Origin of the sequence: Mesorhizobium sp. M0276, from assembly GCF_040321755.1 — a bacterium.
Taxonomy (GTDB): domain Bacteria; phylum Pseudomonadota; class Alphaproteobacteria; order Rhizobiales; family Rhizobiaceae; genus Mesorhizobium.
On the sequence record NZ_JAMYSC010000086.1, the window covers coordinates 1 to 19,143 of the forward strand.

The 19,143-nt window shown below is 58.9% G+C and carries 15 protein-coding genes and 8 pseudogenes; 20 read left to right on the forward strand and 3 right to left on the reverse strand.

Features of this window, described 5'->3' with window-relative positions:
- Window positions 1-898 precede the first annotated feature (898 nt).
- The 8 genes and pseudogenes from istA to NKJ01_RS33590 all read left to right on the forward strand — a co-directional run bounded on the left by istA (window position 899) and on the right by NKJ01_RS33590 (window position 7,085).
- Window positions 899-2,465: pseudogene (gene istA / locus NKJ01_RS33555) on the forward strand (IS21 family transposase).
- Window positions 2,398-3,126: an IS21-like element helper ATPase IstB gene (gene istB / locus NKJ01_RS33560; RefSeq protein ID WP_352734698.1), complete on the forward strand. Its 729-nt coding sequence runs from the start codon at window positions 2,398-2,400 to the stop codon at window positions 3,124-3,126. The pseudogene istA and the gene istB overlap by 68 nt, the downstream one beginning before the upstream one ends.
- Window positions 3,127-3,314: 188 nt before the next feature.
- Window positions 3,315-3,503, forward strand: a complete 189-nt coding sequence (locus NKJ01_RS33565; RefSeq protein WP_352734700.1) for a helix-turn-helix domain-containing protein — start codon at window positions 3,315-3,317, stop codon at window positions 3,501-3,503.
- The gene (locus NKJ01_RS33570) at window positions 3,469-3,660 is read left to right on the forward strand and encodes a hypothetical protein (RefSeq protein WP_352734701.1); all 192 of its coding nucleotides are present in this window, start codon (window positions 3,469-3,471) and stop codon (window positions 3,658-3,660) included. The genes NKJ01_RS33565 and NKJ01_RS33570 overlap by 35 nt, the downstream gene beginning before the upstream one ends.
- Window positions 3,609-4,298 (forward strand): IS3 family transposase, encoded by a 690-nt coding sequence (locus NKJ01_RS33575; protein ID WP_352734718.1) that lies wholly within the window; start codon window positions 3,609-3,611, stop codon window positions 4,296-4,298. Before NKJ01_RS33570 ends, NKJ01_RS33575 begins: the two co-directional genes overlap by 52 nt.
- A pseudogene (locus NKJ01_RS33580) lies at window positions 4,213-5,585 on the forward strand (IS30 family transposase). The gene NKJ01_RS33575 and the pseudogene NKJ01_RS33580 overlap by 86 nt, the downstream one beginning before the upstream one ends.
- Before the next feature lie 97 nt (window positions 5,586-5,682).
- Window positions 5,683-5,919 carry an integrase core domain-containing protein gene (locus tag NKJ01_RS33585; RefSeq protein WP_352734720.1) on the forward strand — a complete coding sequence of 79 codons (237 nt, stop codon included), beginning with the start codon at window positions 5,683-5,685 and terminating at the stop codon, window positions 5,917-5,919.
- A gap of 137 nt (window positions 5,920-6,056) precedes the next feature.
- A complete protein-coding gene (locus tag NKJ01_RS33590; RefSeq protein WP_352734703.1) occupies window positions 6,057-7,085 on the forward strand; it encodes an IS110 family RNA-guided transposase in 1,029 nt (342 codons plus the stop codon).
- An 899-nt stretch (window positions 7,086-7,984) separates the two neighbouring features.
- Here NKJ01_RS33590 and NKJ01_RS33595 read toward each other — a convergent pair.
- The gene (locus NKJ01_RS33595) at window positions 7,985-8,449 is read right to left on the reverse strand and encodes an Lrp/AsnC family transcriptional regulator (protein ID WP_352734705.1); all 465 of its coding nucleotides are present in this window, start codon (window positions 8,447-8,449) and stop codon (window positions 7,985-7,987) included.
- 315 nt (window positions 8,450-8,764) lie between these two features.
- Between NKJ01_RS33595 and NKJ01_RS33600 the strand changes: the two genes are divergently transcribed.
- Both NKJ01_RS33600 and NKJ01_RS33605 read left to right on the forward strand, forming a co-directional pair.
- Window positions 8,765-9,955, forward strand: coding sequence for an aminotransferase class V-fold PLP-dependent enzyme (locus NKJ01_RS33600; protein WP_352734706.1), 1,191 nt, complete (start codon window positions 8,765-8,767; stop codon window positions 9,953-9,955).
- Between the two features lie 35 nt (window positions 9,956-9,990).
- Window positions 9,991-11,136: a M20 family metallopeptidase gene (locus NKJ01_RS33605; RefSeq protein WP_352734708.1), complete on the forward strand. Its 1,146-nt coding sequence runs from the start codon at window positions 9,991-9,993 to the stop codon at window positions 11,134-11,136.
- 121 nt (window positions 11,137-11,257) lie between these two features.
- Here the strand turns inward: NKJ01_RS33605 and NKJ01_RS36580 are convergent.
- Window positions 11,258-11,414 (reverse strand): annotated as a pseudogene (locus tag NKJ01_RS36580) (ISNCY family transposase); the annotation flags it as partial.
- Between the two features lie 26 nt (window positions 11,415-11,440).
- Between NKJ01_RS36580 and NKJ01_RS33610 the strand changes: the two are divergent.
- From NKJ01_RS33610 to NKJ01_RS33645, 8 genes and pseudogenes are all read left to right on the forward strand, one after another.
- Window positions 11,441-11,636, forward strand: a pseudogene (locus tag NKJ01_RS33610) (ISNCY family transposase); the annotation flags it as partial.
- Window positions 11,637-12,560: 924 nt separating this feature from the next.
- Window positions 12,561-12,713: pseudogene (locus tag NKJ01_RS33615) on the forward strand (FAD-dependent oxidoreductase); the annotation flags it as partial.
- Window positions 12,714-12,779: 66 nt separating this feature from the next.
- Complete coding sequence (locus NKJ01_RS33620) at window positions 12,780-13,382, forward strand: FAD-dependent oxidoreductase (RefSeq protein ID WP_352734710.1); 603 nt, start codon at window positions 12,780-12,782, stop codon at window positions 13,380-13,382.
- Window positions 13,383-13,781, forward strand: a complete 399-nt coding sequence (locus NKJ01_RS33625) for an FAD-dependent oxidoreductase (protein ID WP_352734712.1) — start codon at window positions 13,383-13,385, stop codon at window positions 13,779-13,781. It begins immediately after the preceding gene.
- Window positions 13,782-13,855: 74 nt separating this feature from the next.
- Window positions 13,856-15,000, forward strand: a pseudogene (locus NKJ01_RS33630) (IS256 family transposase).
- 245 nt (window positions 15,001-15,245) lie between these two features.
- Complete coding sequence (locus NKJ01_RS33635; protein ID WP_352734714.1) at window positions 15,246-16,406, forward strand: N,N-dimethylformamidase beta subunit family domain-containing protein; 1,161 nt, start codon at window positions 15,246-15,248, stop codon at window positions 16,404-16,406.
- Window positions 16,294-17,123: pseudogene (locus tag NKJ01_RS33640) on the forward strand (N,N-dimethylformamidase beta subunit family domain-containing protein). The gene NKJ01_RS33635 and the pseudogene NKJ01_RS33640 overlap by 113 nt, the downstream one beginning before the upstream one ends.
- Before the next feature lie 350 nt (window positions 17,124-17,473).
- The gene (locus NKJ01_RS33645; protein ID WP_352734726.1) at window positions 17,474-17,623 is read left to right on the forward strand and encodes a hypothetical protein; all 150 of its coding nucleotides are present in this window, start codon (window positions 17,474-17,476) and stop codon (window positions 17,621-17,623) included.
- A gap of 67 nt (window positions 17,624-17,690) precedes the next feature.
- Here the strand turns inward: NKJ01_RS33645 and NKJ01_RS33650 are convergent, their stop codons facing one another.
- Window positions 17,691-18,011 carry a hypothetical protein gene (locus NKJ01_RS33650; protein WP_352734716.1) on the reverse strand — a complete coding sequence of 107 codons (321 nt, stop codon included), beginning with the start codon at window positions 18,009-18,011 and terminating at the stop codon, window positions 17,691-17,693.
- Between the two features lie 44 nt (window positions 18,012-18,055).
- Between NKJ01_RS33650 and NKJ01_RS33655 the strand changes: the two are divergent.
- Window positions 18,056-18,426, forward strand: a pseudogene (locus NKJ01_RS33655) (formyltransferase family protein).
- 429 nt (window positions 18,427-18,855) lie between these two features.
- A partial coding sequence (locus NKJ01_RS33660; RefSeq protein WP_352734724.1) for a transposase occupies window positions 18,856-19,143 on the forward strand: 288 nt, incomplete at its 3' end.

A 19,143-nucleotide genomic window follows, 5' to 3' on the forward strand; every position in this document is an offset into this window, starting at 1 on the left:
CGCGATTTCCATTGGCGGAAAGCCTGCTCGCCATCACGCATCCGGCCGAACCCCCACCGACGACAATGTAGTCGAAAACCAATGCCAAACCTCTCCATGTTACCTGCGCTACCCTCTAGCCGGGACGCCTTTCGGAGCATGCCATGACCAAGAACTTGCTGCCCAACAGTTGTAAGCCGCCTTCAATCAAGGACGTTTCCGGCTAAACTACCCCAAGGCTCTGTCATTTGGGCGGCCATCCGTGACACCGGCAGCTCAGTCCCGCTTCCTAAATGTAGCAAGTCAAATCGGCCGCTTTGGGCGAAACAAGCCTCTTTTAGTGAAGGAAATAGGCGTTTTTTCGCTGTTCGCGCATATTTCCTGCCACACATACTGATCCAATTTCCGTTAACGCTCTCCATACCGAATCATTTTGGCATCCACGGAACTCTGCCGGGCCGCGAGCGAGCGACCCGCTTGCGTTCGAAAGTTCGACGAACTGCCGCGCCCGACGACGTTGGTCTCAAAGTTTCTGCAACGCGACCGAGTTGACGGATCTCGTCGCCATTCTATTGCCTTCGTCGCACTTGATGTCGGCTACCACACGTGGGCACCGTCTCGTGTTAGGATGTGCCAATAGCAAATCCAATGCCTGTGCCGCCACCAGTGATCACGGCCTACATCCCTGCCAACCTTTCCCGGGTGGGTACCCCGGGCGGTTTGCGTCAGACCGATTACTAGCCGGCCTCCATTAACATCGAGGACGGCTCCATCGACGAAAGGGACTCACTCAGAGGCTAGGTGTGAATCGGCGTGCAAAATTGACCCCATAAGCCGGGGAATCGGCGTCCAATTTTGACCCCCCCTGATGCTTTGATTTGCGACCATCAGCTCGTCGTAGCGAGCGGATGGTGTGGGGATGAAGTCGGTGGATACGATTGCCCGGGTTCGGCGCGCCTTCCATGTGCAGGGATGGTCGCTCAAGCGGATTTGCCGCGAACTGCATGTTTCGCGGAACACCGTCCGCAAGATTCTCAGATCCAATGAGACATCGTTCTGCTACGAACGCGAGCGGCAGCCCAAGCCGAAGATCGGTCCGTGGCAGGATCAGCTTGACGGGTTTTTGAATGGCAACCGTGGCAAGGCGGCACGCGAGCAACTGACACTGATCCGGATTTACGAAGAGCTTTGCAGCCTCGGTTACGAGGGTGGCTATGACGCCGTCCGCCGCTACGCGAAGAGCTGGGCGAAGGCGCAGGGGTCGGCGATGGCGGACGCCTATGTGCCGCTATTCTTCGCGCCGGGCGAGGCCTACCAGTTCGACTGGAGCCACGAGATCGTCCTGATCAACGGCGTGACAGTGACCGTGAAGGTCGCCCATGTCCGGCTCTGCCACAGCCGCATGATGTTCGTCAGGGCCTATCCGCGCGAGACGCAGGAGATGGTGTTCGACGCCCACGACCGGGCCTTCGCCTTCTTCGGTGGCGCCTGCACGCGCGGCATCTACGACAACATGAAGACGGCGGTGGAAACGATCTTTGTTGGCAAGGATCGCCAATACAATCGCCGCTTCCTGCAGATGTGCAGCCACTATCTGGTGCAGCCGGTCGCCTGCACGCCGGCCTCGGGCTGGGAGAAAGGTCAGGTCGAGAACCAGGTCGGGCTGGTGCGCGAGCGCTTCTTCACGCCCAGGCTGCGCTTCAAGACCTATGAGGAGCTGAACGCCTGGCTGCATGACAAGTGCGTCGCCTACGCCAAGGCGCACCGTCACATCGAACAGCCGGAACGAACGATCTGGAACGTGTTCGAGGAGGAGCGCGGCAAGATGGTCGAATATCGCGGCCCCTTCGACGGGTTCCATGCGGTGCCGGCCTCGGTGTCGAAGACCTGCACGGTGCGCTTCGACAACAACAAATACTCTGTCCTGTCGACGGCCGTCGGCCGCCCGGTGGAGATCCAGGCCTATGCCGATCGCATCGTCATTCGTCAGGATGGCGTGGTTGTTGCCGAACATGTGCGTTCGTTCGGGCGCGGCGAAACGATCTACAACCCTTGGCACTATGTCCCCGTGCTCGCCCGCAAGCCCGGAGCGCTGCGCAACGGGGCGCCGTTCCAGGACTGGGTTCTGCCATCGGCGATGGAACGGGTCCGGCGCAGATTGAAGTCCGCGGACGATGGCGACCGGCAGATGGTGTCGATCCTGGCCACGGTGTTGACCGACGGCATCGATGCCGTGGAGGCTGCCTGCCAGGAAGCGCTCGACCAGAACGTCTGCTCCTCCGCCGTCATCATCAACATCCTGGCGCGGCGGCGCGACCCCGCGCCGGCCGTCACCATTCTCACCCCGGACGCACTCCGCCTGCAACACGAGCCGCAGGCCGACTGCGCCCGCTACGACAGCCTCAGGAGGGCAAGCTGATGGAACGCACGCAGGTTCTGGAACTGATGGGCACGCTGAAGCTCTACGGGATGCGGGGCGCCTATGACGAGGTCATGGCGACAGGCATCAAGCGCCAGCACGAGCCGCCGAGGATCGTCGGCGATCTGCTGTCGGCCGAGATCGCCGAGAAGCAGGCCCGCTCCATCAAATACCAGCTCACCGTCGCCAAGCTGCCGATCGCCAAGGACATCGATGAGTTCGACTTCGACGGCACGCCGGTCAACGAGGTGCTGGTCAGGGATCTTGCCAACGGCACCTTCGTCGCCGATCAGCGCAACGCCGTTCTCATCGGCGGCACCGGAACCGGCAAGTCGCATCTGGCAATTGCCCTTGCCCGATCACTGATCCGCAACGGAACGCGCGGTCGCTTCTTCAATGTCGTCGATCTCGTCAACCGGCTCGAGACCGAGCACCGCGGCGGCAAGCAGGGCCGTATCGCTGACTACCTGACCCGGCTGGACTTCGTCGTGCTCGACGAACTCGGCTATCTGCCATTCGCACAAGCCGGTAGGCAGTTGCTCTTCCACCTGATCAGCAGGCTCTACGAACGGACCTCGATCATCGTCACCACCAATCTGGCGTTCGGCGAGTGGCCCGCTGTCTTCGGCGACGCCAAGATGACGACGGCGCTGCTCGACCGTCTCACTCACCACTGCGAGATCATCGAGACCGGAAACGAATCCTGGCGATTCAAGAACCGCGCCTGATCACCCCATAACGCCGATCCGCACTCGCCGGCCTGCGCAACCCAGACCAGCTTCGCCCGGCGAGCGCTAACCGCCGCGCATTATATAAGGGGGGTCAAAATTGGACGCCGATCTGGAGTGCGCCCCTTGGGGTGGACAGATCGTCCTGAGGAATTGACCATGGCTGTCGGGTTTTCAAAGAGAGAACCATGGCAAGACATCGTAGTTACAGCATCACGTTCAAGCGTCAGGTCGTGCAGGAATATCTGTCGGGCGAGACGCTGCATAGTTTGGCGAAACGGCATGACGTCACCCGCACCCTGATCCGTGTCTGGATTGGCAAGTATGAGGCAGGCGGTTTCGATGACGGCTTCGGCCGCTCTGATCACGGAATATGAGGCGCGGATCGCCGCGCTTGAGCGGCTGGTGGGCAAGCAGGCTCTGGAACTGGAGTTTCTAAAGGGGGCTCTGAAAAGCGCTCCGCGGCCGAAAAGCGGGACTACATCCGCCATCACCGGCCCTGCGGCCTCTCTGTCGCCGAAGGATGCCGGCTGATGGGCATGGCACGTTCGACCTTCTACGACCGCCCGGCAAGGGCGACCGACGACACCGCGATTGTCGAGGCGATGTTCGCGATCTGCGACGAGTTCGAGTTTTATGGCTACCGCCGCGTGGGCGCGGCCTTGCATCAGCAAGGCTTTGTCGTGAACCACAAGAAGATCCGCCGCCTGATGCGCGACCACGGCCTGCAGCCGACGTTCAGACGGCGCTACGTCGCCACGACCGACAGCAATCATGACAGCCCTATCTTCCCCAATCTGGCAAAGGACATCGTCCCGACGAGCCCGAACCAGCTCTGGGTCGGCGATATCACCTATGTCGCGCTGCCGGCCCGCTTCGTCTATGTCGCCATCATTCTCGATGCCTGGTCGCGCATGATCGTCGGCTACGCCATCGGCCGCGCGATCGATGCCCGCCTGACGGGCGCCGCCTTGCGCACCGCAATCGAGCGCAGAAAGCCACCGCCAGGCTGCGTTCACCATTCCGATCGCGGCTCCCAAGGCGGATTCAAGCGGTCGTCGCAACACCTGAACGAAGGAGGTTGCGATGGGCATTGGAAAGCGACGATCACACCGTTCTGGACGGGCGCCGTTGCCGTCACCGGGACGTCCGCCAGTGGCGGGGCGATCTGAACTCCAGCGATTCTGGTTGGGGATAGCGCAGGGGCTGACCAGCGAAGATGCTGCGTTGGCGGCTGGTATGTCGCAGCCTGTTGGAACCAGATTGTTCCGACAGGCGGGCGGCATGGCACCAGCGATGTTCAGGTCTTCCACCAAACCGACGTCAGAGCGATACCTTGCGTTTGCGGAACGTGAGGAGATCGCACTTCTTCGCATTCAGGGCCTTTCGAGACGCGAGATCGGACGCCGACTTGGCCGATCCGCCTCGACCATCTCCCGTGAGCTACGACGCAACGCAGCCACCCGCAGCGGCGGGCTGGAGTATCGGGCAACGACTGCCCAATGGCATGCGGATCGATCGGCCCGTCGGCCCAAACCGACCAAGCTTGCGCTCAACACAACCTTGCGCACTTATGTGGAGGAGAGACTTGCCGGCGTCGTCGTGACCCCGAGCGGCGCTCCCGTTCCTGGTCCCGCCGTTCCGTGGAAGGGCCGCCGACATGGCCCGCGAAAGGATCGGCGATGGGCCAGGGCCTGGAGCCCGGAGCAGATTGCCCGGCGCCTGGCGATCGACTTCCCGGACGACAAGACGATGCGCATCAGCCACGAAACCATCTATCAGGCCCTCTTCGTTCAGGGTCGGGGAGGGCTACGCCGCGAACTGTCGGCCTGCTTGCGACGGGGCGCGTGCTGCGGGTCCCCAGGGCCCGCGTACGCAGTCGAGGTAAGAGCTTTGTCTTGCCGGAGGTCATGATCAGTCAACGCCCCGCCGAAGCGGCTGATCGCGCGGTGCCGGGTCACTGGGAGGGAGACCTCATCCTTGGTCTTGGCAGCTCGGCGATCGGCACGTTGGTCGAGCGCACGACGCGCTTCACGATGCTACTGCATCTTCCCCGGCTCGTGGGGCATGGCGAAGCTCCGCGCACGAAGAACGGACCTGCGCTCGCGGGACATGGAGCCGAGGCCGTGCGTGACGCGATTACGCGCACCATCATCACCTTGCCTGAAGAACTACGCCGTTCGCTGACCTGGGATCAGGGAGCCGAAATGGCTCAGCACGATCGTCTCAAAGTCGACGCGGGTGTCCAGGTCTACTTCTGCGATCCACAAAGTCCCTGGCAGCGCGGCACCAATGAGAACACCAACGGGCTGCTGCGTCAGTACTTCCCGAAAGGCACCGACCTGAGCATTCACAGCGCCGACGAGATCGCCGCCGTGGCAGCGGCCCTCAATGCGCGGCCGAGAAAGACCCTGGGTTGGAAAACGCCGGCAGAAGCGCTTGACGAGTTGCTGTCGTGAGTGAACACAATCAGTGTTGCGACGACCGGTTGAATCCGCCCAATATGCTGCCCAAGCCTACCGGCAGCTTCTCGCCGGCTACGGTCTGGCCGGCTCGATGGGCCGCAGAGGCAATCCTTATGACAATGCCAAAGCGGAGAGCTTCATGAAGACCCTGAAGCTCGAGGCGGTCTATCCGATGGCGCTCGAAACCTTCCAGGACGTTGCCGAGCACCTTCCCCACTTCATTGACGAGGTCTACAACAAACGCAGGCTCCATTCGGCGCTGGGATATCTCAGCCCCCAACAGTTCGAGGATCAACACATCCGGCAGACGGGCAAAACCGCAGCCTGATCAGTGTCCACCCGAAGGGGCGCACTCCAATCGGGGGTCAGTTTTGGAAACGATGACGTAATTGCCGCCGTCGCGCCTTTGAACGAAGACTTGGCTGACGGCAAAAGCCGCCGACCATTGAGATCAAGGAGGCCGCAGTGAAGCAATATGTCGGACTGGATGTGTCGCAGAGGGAGACAAGCGTCTGCGTGGTCGACGATAGTGGAAAGACGGTGTTCCAGGGAAAGGCAAAGTCCGATCCAGGAGCCTTGACGGAGCTGCTGCATAAACGTGCGCCTCACGCCGAGCGCATCGGATTTGAGACTGGTGCCATGTCCAGCTGGCTCTGGCACGAGCTGAAAAGGGTCGGACTGCCGGTCGTCTGCCTTGATGCTCGGCATGCAAAGGCAGCGCTTTCAGTCCGAATGAACAAGAGCGATGAGAACGACGCCCGCGGCCTGGCCGAACTGGTTCGCGTCGGCTGGTATCGGGAAGTGAAGGTCAAGAGCGCAGAGAGTCAGGCCACCCGGTCCATGCTCGCAGCACGGTCAAGGCTTGTCGAGATCCGTCGCGATCTCGAAAACCAGACACGGTCCATGCTGAAGGAATATGGGCTGCAGTTCAGTCGATCGATTGGTTCACAGTTCCGGCGAAAGGTTTGGGAACTGGTTGCTGAGGGCCATCCGCTTCGCCCTTTGGTTCAGGCGCTTCTGTCTGTCCATGAGCAGGTCTGCTGTGAACAGGAGAAGCTTGATCGGCAGGTCCGGCATCTCGCTCGTGAAGACGAAACCACACGCCGGCTGATGACAGTCCCCGGCATCGGCGTGGTGACTGCGCTCACTTTCCGCCACACAATCGACGATCCCTCGCGCTTTCGCTCGGCCGCCAATGTGGGTGCCTATCTCGGCCTAACGCCGCGACGAAAGCAGTCCGGTGAAACGGATATCAATGGCCGCGTCTCACGCTGGGGCGATCGGCTGTTGCGAACCTACCTGTACGAGGCGGCCAGCGTGCTCCTGCACCGGACGAAGAAATGGTCCACCCTGAAAGCCTGGGGGATGCGTCTGTCAAGACGGATCGGTTTGAAGAAGGCAAAGGTGGCGGTCGCACGGAAGATTGCCGTTCTCCTTCATTGCATTTGGGTTGACGGCACCAGCTTTGAGTGGGGTAACGAAAAGATAGCTTAGTCGACTCCACCCCAAACGAGTTCTCGGGCGGCTATCAACGCGGAACTCCTGATGTCCCCGCCGGGACGGTGGTTGCGGCGACCTCGGTCAAACGGCTGACAGCAGTTTACCTGCATCTCGTTGGAAACGTTGAGGCGCCCGACCCGAACATCATCATGAGGCATTCGACCTCGGAAAGGACCATGACCCCGGCGATGGCAGTGCGAGATCCGGATTGACAACTACCCGCAATTAAAGGGCCGTTTGACAGGCTAGGAATGTGACGACCGAACGCACCGTTGTTGGACTGCAGCTACTCCTCCCAAACGTCTTCAAAGGAAGACATTGGCGACCGGTATCGAAACGCCGCTCCCTGGTGTTGAGTCGGGGAACGGGGGCTCTTACCTGTGGACAGCCACAGGACTGAACGCTCTCGAACGGTCACAAATCGGATAGGGCTCTTAGTACGAGTGATAAGACCCCAGTCTCGGGCTGCCTTAGATTGCGCGCACCGACTCTAAGCGTTAGATTGAAACGCTTTTGTCGCTATCGGACACGAAAGCTCGGTTGCGCCCAAAGGCCGAACCTGCGCACTTCGTCGACGGCGGGCAACTGCGCAGATCTTCAAATTTTCGCTCGGTTGCGCGTGGAAGATCGCACCGTCTTCGAGGGCGCTATCGGGGAGGCCTTCGCATTCGACATTATAGCGGACACTCTTGCCGCAGTGGCTCGGAGCGGTGCGCGGAGTAGGTTGTGGCCGTGACAATGCGCCGACCTCCAGCACCTTAAAACCTTCTCGCTGATGATTGCGGCCGAGCGCGGAAAATACGCCTAGATCAAACCTTTTGCGACCCTGATCAGGTCGGGTTCAAGGGCGATGTGCCGAAAGCCGAACGAGGGGGGTGTTCGGCTGGATCTCGCTATACGTCAATTGGCACGGCCAAGGTCACTTTAGTGCGATCCAGCACAACCATTGTGCTATAATTTCTAACTGCGGGGCTATCAAAGAAAAAGCGCCGGCTAAATGCGTCATAGTCCAGTAAGTCACGCACTGAGACAATGAGAAGGAAATCAGCATTGCCTGTGACACCATATGCGCTCATGACTTCAGGTGCGCGCAGGATAGCTTGCTTGAATCGATCGATGACATCGGAGCGATAGCGCTCGAGTTCGACAAGGACCATCATCATCAGGGGCCGACCTACGGCTTCCGGCGCCACTATCGCAACATCAGCCTCGATCACCCCCGCATCTCGAAGGTGCTTCAATCGCCGCTGACAAGCGGTAGCCGATAGCCCAACAAGTTCGCCCAATTCTTCTGTCGTATGGCGATTGTTGCGTTGCACTGCTTTGAGCAGCTTCAGGTCAAAACTATCCAAATCCATTCATGATCTCTGCAAAGATGGCGACAATGCGCAGGAAAACGGCGTCTGGCGTCCGACAATAGCCCGAATCCCGCAACGATCAAGCCATATAATTAGCGGATCGGCGAATGCAGGGTTGGGACTTCAGTCAATGATTTCTCTTGTCCTCGACGGATCCTGCCGATGCAAGAGGCGATCGCCACTAGAAACGGTTCAAACGATGCCCTCACCTGGCACCCATCTCACCCCGAATACAGATGTAATCCCGGCTTCCCAGTTAGATGCAAGCAATCAAGACTCTGTCACCCGCGAACCACACGGATACTAATGACCGCTATGAACAGCTACATGCCTCCATTGAACGTCCTTCGAGAGGAGTATCCAGCCACAATCGACGCAATCTACATGGATGTTGCGAATCAGGGGCTTATCTCAAAAACAACGTTGGAATCTATCGGTCCACATTTGGACAATCGGCTTCATGGCAGAAACGACGAAGCAAGTATGTTGCACCATGTCGAACGAACGCGCGCCAGGTTCGCGCAATTGATCGGCGCGGATAAAGATGAGATTTCTGTAACGAAAAATGCGTCCGAAAGTATTAACATAATCGCTAATGCGATCGATTGGAGAGATGGCGACAATGTAGTCCTATGCCCAAAGCTAGAGCACGCAAACAATATTTTACCTTGGCTCCAGGTAAAAGCCCGCCACAAAGTTGAGCTCCGATTTGTTGAGCCGGAGGCGGGCTCAATTCCAGTGGGCGAACTAGTGAAGGCAATTGACGCGCGCACTCGCATTGTCGCGGTCGCGACGGTAACGATGGTTCCGGGATTTCGGACCGTGCTGGAACCAATCGCTGAAGCCTGCAAGCGTTTTGGTGTCTTTCTTTTGGCGGACGGAACGCAATCTGTCGGAATACTCCACACCGATGTTGCCCGACTTGGTGTAGACGGCTTAGCGGTGTCAACTGTGAAGGGGTTGATGGGCCTTTATGGATCGGGCTTTTTGTATTGCCGCCAAGAGTGGGCCGATCGGCTAAATCCTGCCTATCTTGCTCGTTTCAGTGTGGACTTTGGGAACGCGCCGGAGTCGGCTCCGGTGCCTAGCTCGGTAAAATTGCGCGCCGGAGCCCCCCGTTTCGATATTGGGCATTACAACTTTCCGGGCATGTTGGCTGCCCATGCATCAATGGGGCAATTGCTCGACATCGGAACCGAAACGATTGAGCGAAGCGTTACGTTACTCGCAAAGCGACTGGCTTCTGGTTTCTTGGAACTCGGGCTACCGGTCTGTGGCGGAGCTCCGGGGAACCATACTGGGAGTATTGTGGCACTTGGGGATCCAGCCGCACTGGTGGAAGCTCGCGCGGCGGACCGCCGTATTCAGTCGCTTCATGGTCATTTGTTGGACAACCAGGTGATCGTCTCGATACGCAGGGGCATGCTTCGGTTTTCCCTACATTTATATAACACGGCCGATGAAGTTGATTGCGTAGTCGGACTAGCCAAAAATTGGTTGAAGTAGTGCAAACCACGAATATCGCAGATTAAGGAGAGTTTATGTCAAATGTATCGGCGCAAACGGTAGCGCTCCTTCAGGAACTTGTGAAGATCGAGAGCGTCAATCCGTCGCTATCCCCGAAGGGTAGTGGTGAAAGTAAGGTTGTCGAGTTCATTGAGGGGTTTTGTAGGGAACGCAATCTGCCATATGAAATTCAGGAAGTGGTGGACGGCCGCTCGAACCTTTTGACTTGGGTCCCGGGACAAGATCCAGGCAAGCGCATTCTCTTTATAGCCCACACGGACACAGTTCCTGTTGATAAGTGGGAGACCGATCCGTTTTCTGGAGAGCAAACGAAGGGGCGGATCTACGGTCGCGGGAGTTGCGACACAAAAGGTTCGCTTGCCGCTATGTTGATCGCCCTTGGTACACTTGGAGAGCGGCAGCCGAAAGCCACGGTCGTCGTTGCGGCAAGCATTGATGAAGAGTACCGCAAGATTGGTGCTCGCGCTATTGCGCGATCAGGCGTGTCCTATGATGCCGCTGTAGTCGGTGAACCAACCGACCTAGAGGTTGTTGTGGTTTCCCTAGGTTCCGTCCGCTGGCAAATCGAAGTTGAGGGAGTGGCCGCTCATAGTGGGAGGCCTTATCTCGGAGTCAATGCGATCACGGGAATGGCCAAGATAGTATTGGCGCTGGATGAATATCATCGGACCTTGGCCTCTCGGACGCACCCTTTGGTAGGCTCTGCACTTCTAACCGTTGGTCTTATCGAAGGAGGCATAGAGCTCACTACTGTGCCGCCGGTGTGCCGCATTTGGATTGATCGACGCCTTATACCTGGAGAGCGGCCGCAGGACGCGATACAAGAGGTTGAAGACATTCTGGAAACATTCCGCCAAGGGAAGGACAAAATCAAGGTGCGCTCGTTACTCCCTGCGTTGGAAGATCCGCCTCCGGCCAGTGCCGAATCGAGCAAAATCGCGGCAGTGGCGGCAGCGGTCTGTGCTGATGTAGCCGGAACCGGAAAATTCCTAGGAGGAACCGGCGGTTCCGATGCAAACCAGTTATCATTGGCCGGCATTCCATGCATCGTTCTTGGCCCCGGATGTACCGATCAGGCCCATACGAACAACGAATTCGTTGAAATAGATCAGGTGGCCAAGGCGGTCGAAATATACCAGAAAATCATGCTTAGCTATTAGAAATGGTCGATCGAGCGAATGACCTAACTTTCTGCCGAGCTTCAGGCTCGGCAGATTGGGTCGCATTCGGAAATGTGCTGGCACGCAGAGAGCAAGGGTCCTAGCTGTTCTGACAACTCCCTCGGGCAAAAGTCCGGAACGACGCGCGGTGTCTTCCAAATGGAACGCCAGATCCCCTTAGTTGGCGCTGCTGCTTGAGTAGGGCGCAGCACAGCCTCCGCCGGCAGGCTCTCGCGGCCGGTCTCGTTAAGACCGTGCCCGCGCAGGTCTCGCATCACAGGCTCAAAGCCCGCGATGCTCGTCAGAAATCAACAAAGTACGGCTGGCAAGCGCTAGGCGAGAGGGTGGAAGGCGGCAAGGTCGTGCGCATGGACAACACCGTCACTTCAGCACTCATCCACGCCTATTATGGGATGCTGTGCGGGTGATGGCGGCTATTGCAGCACGCGGATTCACTGGGCAACGCCAGCCCATGGCACGATCACTGCCACGCCGCGAAGTAGCGGTCCCGGGCGAACGAATACATATGAGCATGGGAGTCCTTTTGCGGAAGCAACATTCACACTTCGTTAATCCTTCCCCGTTCTTCGGCGTGCGCAGAGGCGGATACAAGTTGGCCAGCGATGTTTTCGCCGCCGGAACCGAACCTTTCGCTAAATTTGGCTCGCTTTCGAGTCTCGACTAGATGATGCAGATCGTCGCCGGGAGGGAATAAGATCGAACATGCAAGCCTCCCTGCATCGGCCAAGCTATTCCGATCCGGTCACCGTCGCTTAACTGGAAGCCCGGTTGGCCTTGTGCACGAAGTCGCCGTTGATGGCGGTCGCCAATCAATCGCCTTCAGCAGCGCCGCCAGGTTGTGGGGCAACCTCAGGCGCTTCGCCGTTGACGTTCAGTTTCATGAGCAACACAGGTTTTATCGTGACTGAGAGAATGTCGGCCGCTCGGCGCAAAGCGAACTCAGCGAGCGCTTTGCTTTGCAACGCTGCGCCGTAGGAAAGCTGAATTGCAGAAGCACCATCAGTAACCTACAGATGGTTCACGGACAACGAAGTCTCCCACCCTGCATCGGCAGGGACGCTTTCAGCGCGTATAGCACAACATCGCCGAATTCCTGCGCTCGCAAAAGATATTTCCCGCAAACCGCCCATTTGACGCAGCTAGATTCATGCTGGGGTCGTCGGTCGGCCTGCAACGCCATCGGACGCCACTCAACTATAATATTCTACGGGCACGTGGGATCGCAACCAATAACGATTCGCGCCAAACTAGATTATAATGGTCCGATCTATTTGTAGGCGGACGAATGCAAACCGAGAAAGCGCGATAGGAGAACCGATGGCACCGAGAAACTGTGATGTGGTCGTGGTAGGAGCCGGATTTGCAGGCGCAGTGGCGGCGCGCGAACTTAGCAACGCGGTCTCGACGTTATCGTTCTTGAGGGTCGTGACCGAGTTGGCGGCAGAGTCTGGTCACGACAGGCGTGGGGGCGAAGCCTTGAAGTCGGCGGCCAGCTAGTTCACCGGTCGCAGCCGCACATCTGGGCGGAGTTGACCCGGTATGGGTTCGATATCTAGGACCTGCACGACCAGTCGCACGACTTTGCCACGGCGCTTTTTCTCAATGGGGACCGTCTTGAGCGGATGTCGCCCGAGGAAATGTCTGATCGGTTCGCGCGCGGCTACAACCGGCTCGCGCCCGTGGCCGAGGCTGTCTTTGAGCGCCCCTATGAGCCATTCTTTCACGAGTCGGAGGTCGAGCGCGTCGACGGGCTAACGATGTCTGAGGGCCTGAACCAGCTGGGGATGCCAGTGGACGAGCGCGCGTGCATCGACGCCGGCTTCGCAGGCGGGTTCAGCGCCCCCGTGGACCGGGGCGCCTACACCCAGGGCCTGCGTCGGTTGGCGATCTCGGGTGGGTACAGCATGGGTGATATCGTCCGCTTCCGTGTCAACGGCGGCCTTCAGGCGGTAGTCGAGGCGATCCTCGCTGATGCGCGGGCCGAAGTCCTGCTGCACACCGCAGTCGAGCGTATCGAACAGATCGACGGAGGCGTCCGCATCTTTGCCGCAGACGGCGCGGCATGGATTGCCAAGGCCGTTATAGTAACCGCCCCTGTCAACGCCCCGTCGGGCATCGACTTCGTCCCCGCCCTTAGCGAAGCCAAGCGGGCGATGATTGACGAGCGTCAGGCAACGCAGGGATGCATGTTGTTTGTACATCTGGTCGGCGAGCATGAGCCGTGAATGGCGTTGGCCTCATCGGAACACCCGCTGACGTGGATGGAATCCCGCGCTGTTGTCGATGGTGGCATCATCGCGCAAGTGCTCGGGCCGGACGCCACGATGTTTGATATGGACGATCTAGGGCAGGTCCAGGCCGCGGTACGTCAATGGCTACCGGACGCCATTGTCGCAGGAACCCTAGGACACAAGTGGACCGAGGACCCATTCTCTCGCCAGACCTGGGCAATCGCACGTCCCGGTCAGTTGGTTAAGTACCACCGCGAGCTTCTCAAGCCCGAAGGTGGCGTATATTTCGCGGGAACGGACTATGCGAGCGGCTGGTATGGGTATGTCGACGGCGCCATCGAGAGCGGATGGAAGCTTCGGCGTACTCTCGGGGGGGCCCGGCAAGCGGGATGACCCGGCTGCTGTGAGTCAAGGGACTGTCAGGAATCTTGTGCGTGAGGCCATGATGATGGAAGGAGAATCATCGCATGGCCATTGAGAAGGAAGTACTGGATCGGTTGCTTGCCGGGCGCGACCCACAGGAGCTGTTTGCCAAGGACGGTTTGCTCGACGATCTGAAGAAGGCGCTTTCGGAGCGGATACTGAACGCCGAGTTGGACGATCATCTTGACGAGGAGCAAGCCACAGGACTGGCGAACCGGCGCAACGGACATTCGAAGAAGACGGTTCTGACGGGCACATCGAAGCTCGAACTTTCGATCCCGCGTGACCATGCCGGCTCCTTCGACCCGAAGTTGATCGCAAAGTATCAGCGCCGCTTTCCCGATTTCGACGCCAAGATCGTATCCATGTATGCGCGCGGCATGAGCGTGCGCGAGATCCGCGGCCACCTGGAGGAGCTCTACGGCATCGACGTTTCGCCGGACCTGATCACGCCTGCTTTCCCTTGGTCTTCTTCGACGCCATCCGGGTCAAAATTCGCGACGAGGGCTTCGTCCGCAACAAGGCGATCTATATCGCGCTCGGCATCCTGCCCGACGACGGCAACGAGATATTGGGGATCTGGATCGAGCAGACCGAAGGCGCCAAATTCTGGCTGCGCGTCATGAATGAGCTGAAGAACCGAGGTGTCGCCGACATCCTGATCGCCGTCGTCGACGGCCTGAAGGGCTTTCCAGAAGCGATCAACGCCGTATTCCCGCAGACGGTCGTGCAGACCTGCATCGTGCATCTGATCCGCCACTCGCTGGAGTTCGTGTCATGGAAGGACCGCAAGCTTGTGGTGCCGGCGCTGCGGGCGATCTATCGGGCCAAGGACGCAGAGGCCGGCCTGGCCGCGCTCGATGCCTTCGACGCCGGCTACTGGGGCCAACGTTATCCGGCAATCGCTCAGAGCTGGCGGCGCAACTGGCAGCACGTCGTGCCATTCTTCGCATTCCCCGAGAGCGTGCGGCGCATCATCTACACCACCAATGCCATCGAGGCGCTGAACTCAAAGCTGCGGCGGGCCGTGCGAACGCGTGGCCACTTTCCCAATGACGATGCCGCAATGAAGCTGCTATATCTGGTTCTCAACCACGCCGCCGAGGAATGGAAACGCGCCCCGCGCGAGTGGTTCGAGGCAAGGACACAATTCGCCGTCATCTTCGGCGAAAGGTTCGTCAGCCAATGACGACAACCGGCCTCACGCACAAGATTCCTGACAGTCCCGTGAGTCAACCAAGATAGCGCTTCACAAACCTTGGTTGGAGCGGGCCAGATCAAGTCTAGTCGCCTCGTTCGCCAACGGCATTCACAAAGAACGCTCGGCGGTCAGCGCTGCGATCGAGTGGACCCGCTCAATCTTGCCGCCGAGGCGACCTTTACACATTGACGGATAACGAGTGAACAGGAATTCACGCGAAGGTGGATAAGCAAATGCTGATCGGCTATACCAACCGGCTTTCGGCCTGTGCTGGCGAAAATATCGAAGTGAAAGTGTCCAGCAACTTTTCCAGCGACTACGCTGCTGACCTCGTTCGCATCTTCTCAGCCGACCCCAATCCGAACGGACCTGGCATGGATGTTCGCCCGGTCTCGGCAGACTTCGAAGGCACCTACCGATCAGTCGCGAAGTCATCGCGTCCAGGGTCCTACGGTATAATTCCCCTTGGCAACGCGGATATTGCTGCGGATGCTACGTTTTCGATCAGGTTCCAACCGCGTCTCCTGCGCGAGCCGCCCCAGGTTTTGTTCTCCTTCATTGCCCTGTCGGGAGGCGCAGTCTCGATTAGTATTCAGAAGGACGGCCTGAAGCTAGAGACGTTTGGCGAGACGAGCGCCGTCTCATTCGCGTTCGAAATCGGCCGGTGGTATGAGTTGCGGCTCGCGATTGTGGCACGCGGTCTGCATCTGGTCGGATACTCTGTCGAGACTGGGTCACGGCCTTTCGAGGTTAGGACGCGGCCGCGGAAAGGGGACGCCGGATTTACAAAACCAGTGCTGGCGGCTACGCCGCAGCCTGGAGACCCATCTGCGTTCACATCATTTTTCAACGGGCGGCTCGAATCCCCCACGTTGTCTCGCGGGGCGCAGCTTGTCGAACGCCTCTTGGACAGTCCTGTGCCGGACGAGGACATACTCGCTTTCTGGGATTTCGGCATTGATATTCCGACATCGCACATCCGCGACAGAGGTCCTTCCCGGCTCGACGGAGCCTTGTATAACCTTCCCGCGCGAGCCGTGCGCGGCTCGCGATGGTCCGGTGAGGAAATGTGCTGGCGGCACGCACTTGATGAATATGCGGCAGTCCATTTCCACGAGGGTGACCTTTACGATTGTGGCTGGGAGACCGATTTCTGCTTCGATATCCCCCACGATCTTCCGAGCGAAGTGTACGGTATCCGTCTGAGATGCGAGGACGCTGAGGACATCATCCCTTTCTTTGTCCGCCCAGCCCGAGATGCTACAAAGGCAAAGGGGTGCAGTGCTTTTCTCGACATTCACCTATCTTGCCTACGCGAACCATCCCCGCGGCAACTTCGACGCTGCATATGTCGAAAGGCGCAACGCCTGGCATGCCTATCCACACCACCCTGAGGAGCATCCGGAATTTGGGCGATCGCTTTATAATTTTTCTGCCGACGGCGGCGGAAACATGTTTAGTTCTGTGCTGCGGCCACAGCTAACCATGCGGCCAGGCTACGTCGCCTACCCCGACGCCCGGGGATCGGGACTTCGTATCTTCCCTGCCGACATGCATCTGGTCGCGTGGTGCGCAGCAAAAGACATTACCTTTGACGTCGTCACGGATCATGACCTTGAAGCCGAGGGTAGCAAGGCACTTGAAAAGTATGCGCTGGTGCTTACAGTGACGCACCCGGATACCATACGGCACGCACCCTGGACGCAATCAGAGATTTCGTGGCCGACGGCGGCAGCTTGGGGTATCTCGGGGGCAACGGGTTCTACTGGCGGATAGCCACTAGTGAAGCCTTTCCTAGCGCAATTGAGATTCGCCGTGGCGAGACGGGCGCGAGGGCCTGGGAGGCAGAACCCGGAGAGTACTTCCGTGCTTTCGACGGCCAATATGGCGGCCTGTGGCTCAAGAACGATAGACCCCCGCAGCAACTCGTCGGAGTCGGCATGTCCACTCACGGCCCGTTCACTGGCTCCTTCTATCGTCGCACGGAAGCCTCTTACGGCCCGAGTTTTGCATGGCTTTTTGACGGGATTGATGACGAGGTCCTTGGCGATTTTGAATTTTCCGGCGGCGGGGCTGCTGGGTTCGAAGTCGACATTGTCGACCCATCCTGAGGCACGCCGCCCGAAGCGGTTGTTCTTGGGAGATCTGAAAAGTTTATCGGCGATTACTTCTGCGTTCCGGAAAGGTAAACTGGGGAGCGGAAGTGAACATTCCGGCGTGGCAGGCGTCGCAGATCAGGGCAGACCTTTGCTTCGTTCCGAAGGCTCACGGAAACTTTGTCTTCTCTGGAGGTTCGATCCTGTTTTGCGGAAGCTCCCGATGAACCTTCGATAACAACATCTCCAAACTGCTGGAGAACGTTGTGCGGCGCTGCCTTTGACCGAAGCCCGGGGGTGCAGATCGGTTCCGACGTCGAGGTGCTGGTGGTTGGCAAGGGCACCAAGGGCGCAGCCGCCCGAGCATGACAAAGGTGCTGCTGACCGAGCGCCTCGACGAGCCCATGACAGCACTCATCTACGAGCCGAGCGACAGCAGCCTATTATGGGACGCTGTGGGGGCGATGGTGCGGCTGTTGCAGCACGCGGATTCAATCGGCAACGCCAGCCCATGACACGGTCACTGCCACGCCAAGAAGATGCGGGTGTCGGAGACCATCGAAGTCGTGTTATCAGTCACCTTCAAGCGGCCGATCTTATGCCGGCAACGCCATCCAGATTGTGCAATCGAGCGACGCCAATATGGTCATCACGGTGTGCACCGCCCCCGGTACTGCCGTCGGCATCTCCGGCGCCATCCAGCACCGTGCCGGCATGAAGGGTTCCGAAGGTCATCGTCGCCATCAACAAGGACGAGGCGAGGAGGCGGCGATAGGTCGCCACTATGGCATCGTCGTAGGTTCCGCCCGAGCTCTCCAGATAGATTTGATACCCGAAGGTCCAATCGTCTTTAACCACGGAGACAGCCGTGGGGTCGTTGAGCGGGAGGGGGTCGCCTATCATTACTGGCCGGTATCAAAGACAACCAGACCGAGCAAGAACAACGCGTGCTGAGTCTCGCAAACGAAACTGGCACGGAGTTCGCGATCCTGGCCCGATACATGCAAGTCCTGTCTGACGACCTGTCAACTCGCCTGTTCGGCAAGATGATCAACATCCATCATTCCCTACTGCCCGCCTTCGAGGGCGCAAAGCCGTATCATCAGGCGTACGAGCGCGGAGTGAAATTATCGGCGCGACCGCGCATTATGTGACGCCCCATCTCGACGAGGGTCCAATTACAGATCAGGAGACTGAGCGCATGACGCATTCGATGACCGCGGAGGATTTCGTCGCGACGGGCCGCGAATTTGAAAGCAGGGTCCTTGCACGGGCCGTCAAGCTGCATCTGGAGCGCCGAATTATGCTCCGGAAATAGAACAATCGTATTTTCATGTTGACAGAGACCCCGGGACGAAAACCACTTCCGAGTGCCGGGCCTACATCTTGTCAGGGAAGGGCAATCAACCGCGGAATCCTCGAAGAGGTAAGCAGCCGAACGCGGGGCGGACGGGGCGACGACTTCTCGTCAAGTATGATCCGCGTGACTTGTCGCGCGTCTTAGTAACGCGTCCGGCGGCGTAACGGAAGTTCTTGTCGACGCTCTGCAGAAATGTCGTGGGAGAGTGTTGCAGCTGAACCGCGTTTCCCGGCGTCATCGCTAGACTAGTTTCCGCCCATAAACGCCAACATATTGATACTCTTGCGTGAATCGGCATTTTGCGCAGGCAAGGCCCGGCGGTTTCAGGTACACTTTGGTCTCATGCCACTGATTCCAAGCCACAATCTGCAACCGCCGGAGCCGACAATGCGCCAAGAACGCACCGTCCAAGCCAGCATATTCGATCTTTTTGCCGCGCACGAGATCGGCCACGAACTGAAGGCGATGTCGCAGTTGCTGGACGAGCACCCCGACCTGCTTGGCTTGGTGGCGCGAGACCTGGTTCGGAGCAGCGTCAGGGCCACCGGACGGCAAGGCCTACCTGCTGAAGCGGTGTTGCGCTGTGCGCTTCTCAAGCAATACCGGCAACTGAGCTATCAGGAACTGGCATTCCACCTCGAGGACTCAGCCTCATTTCGCGCCTTTGCCCGCCTG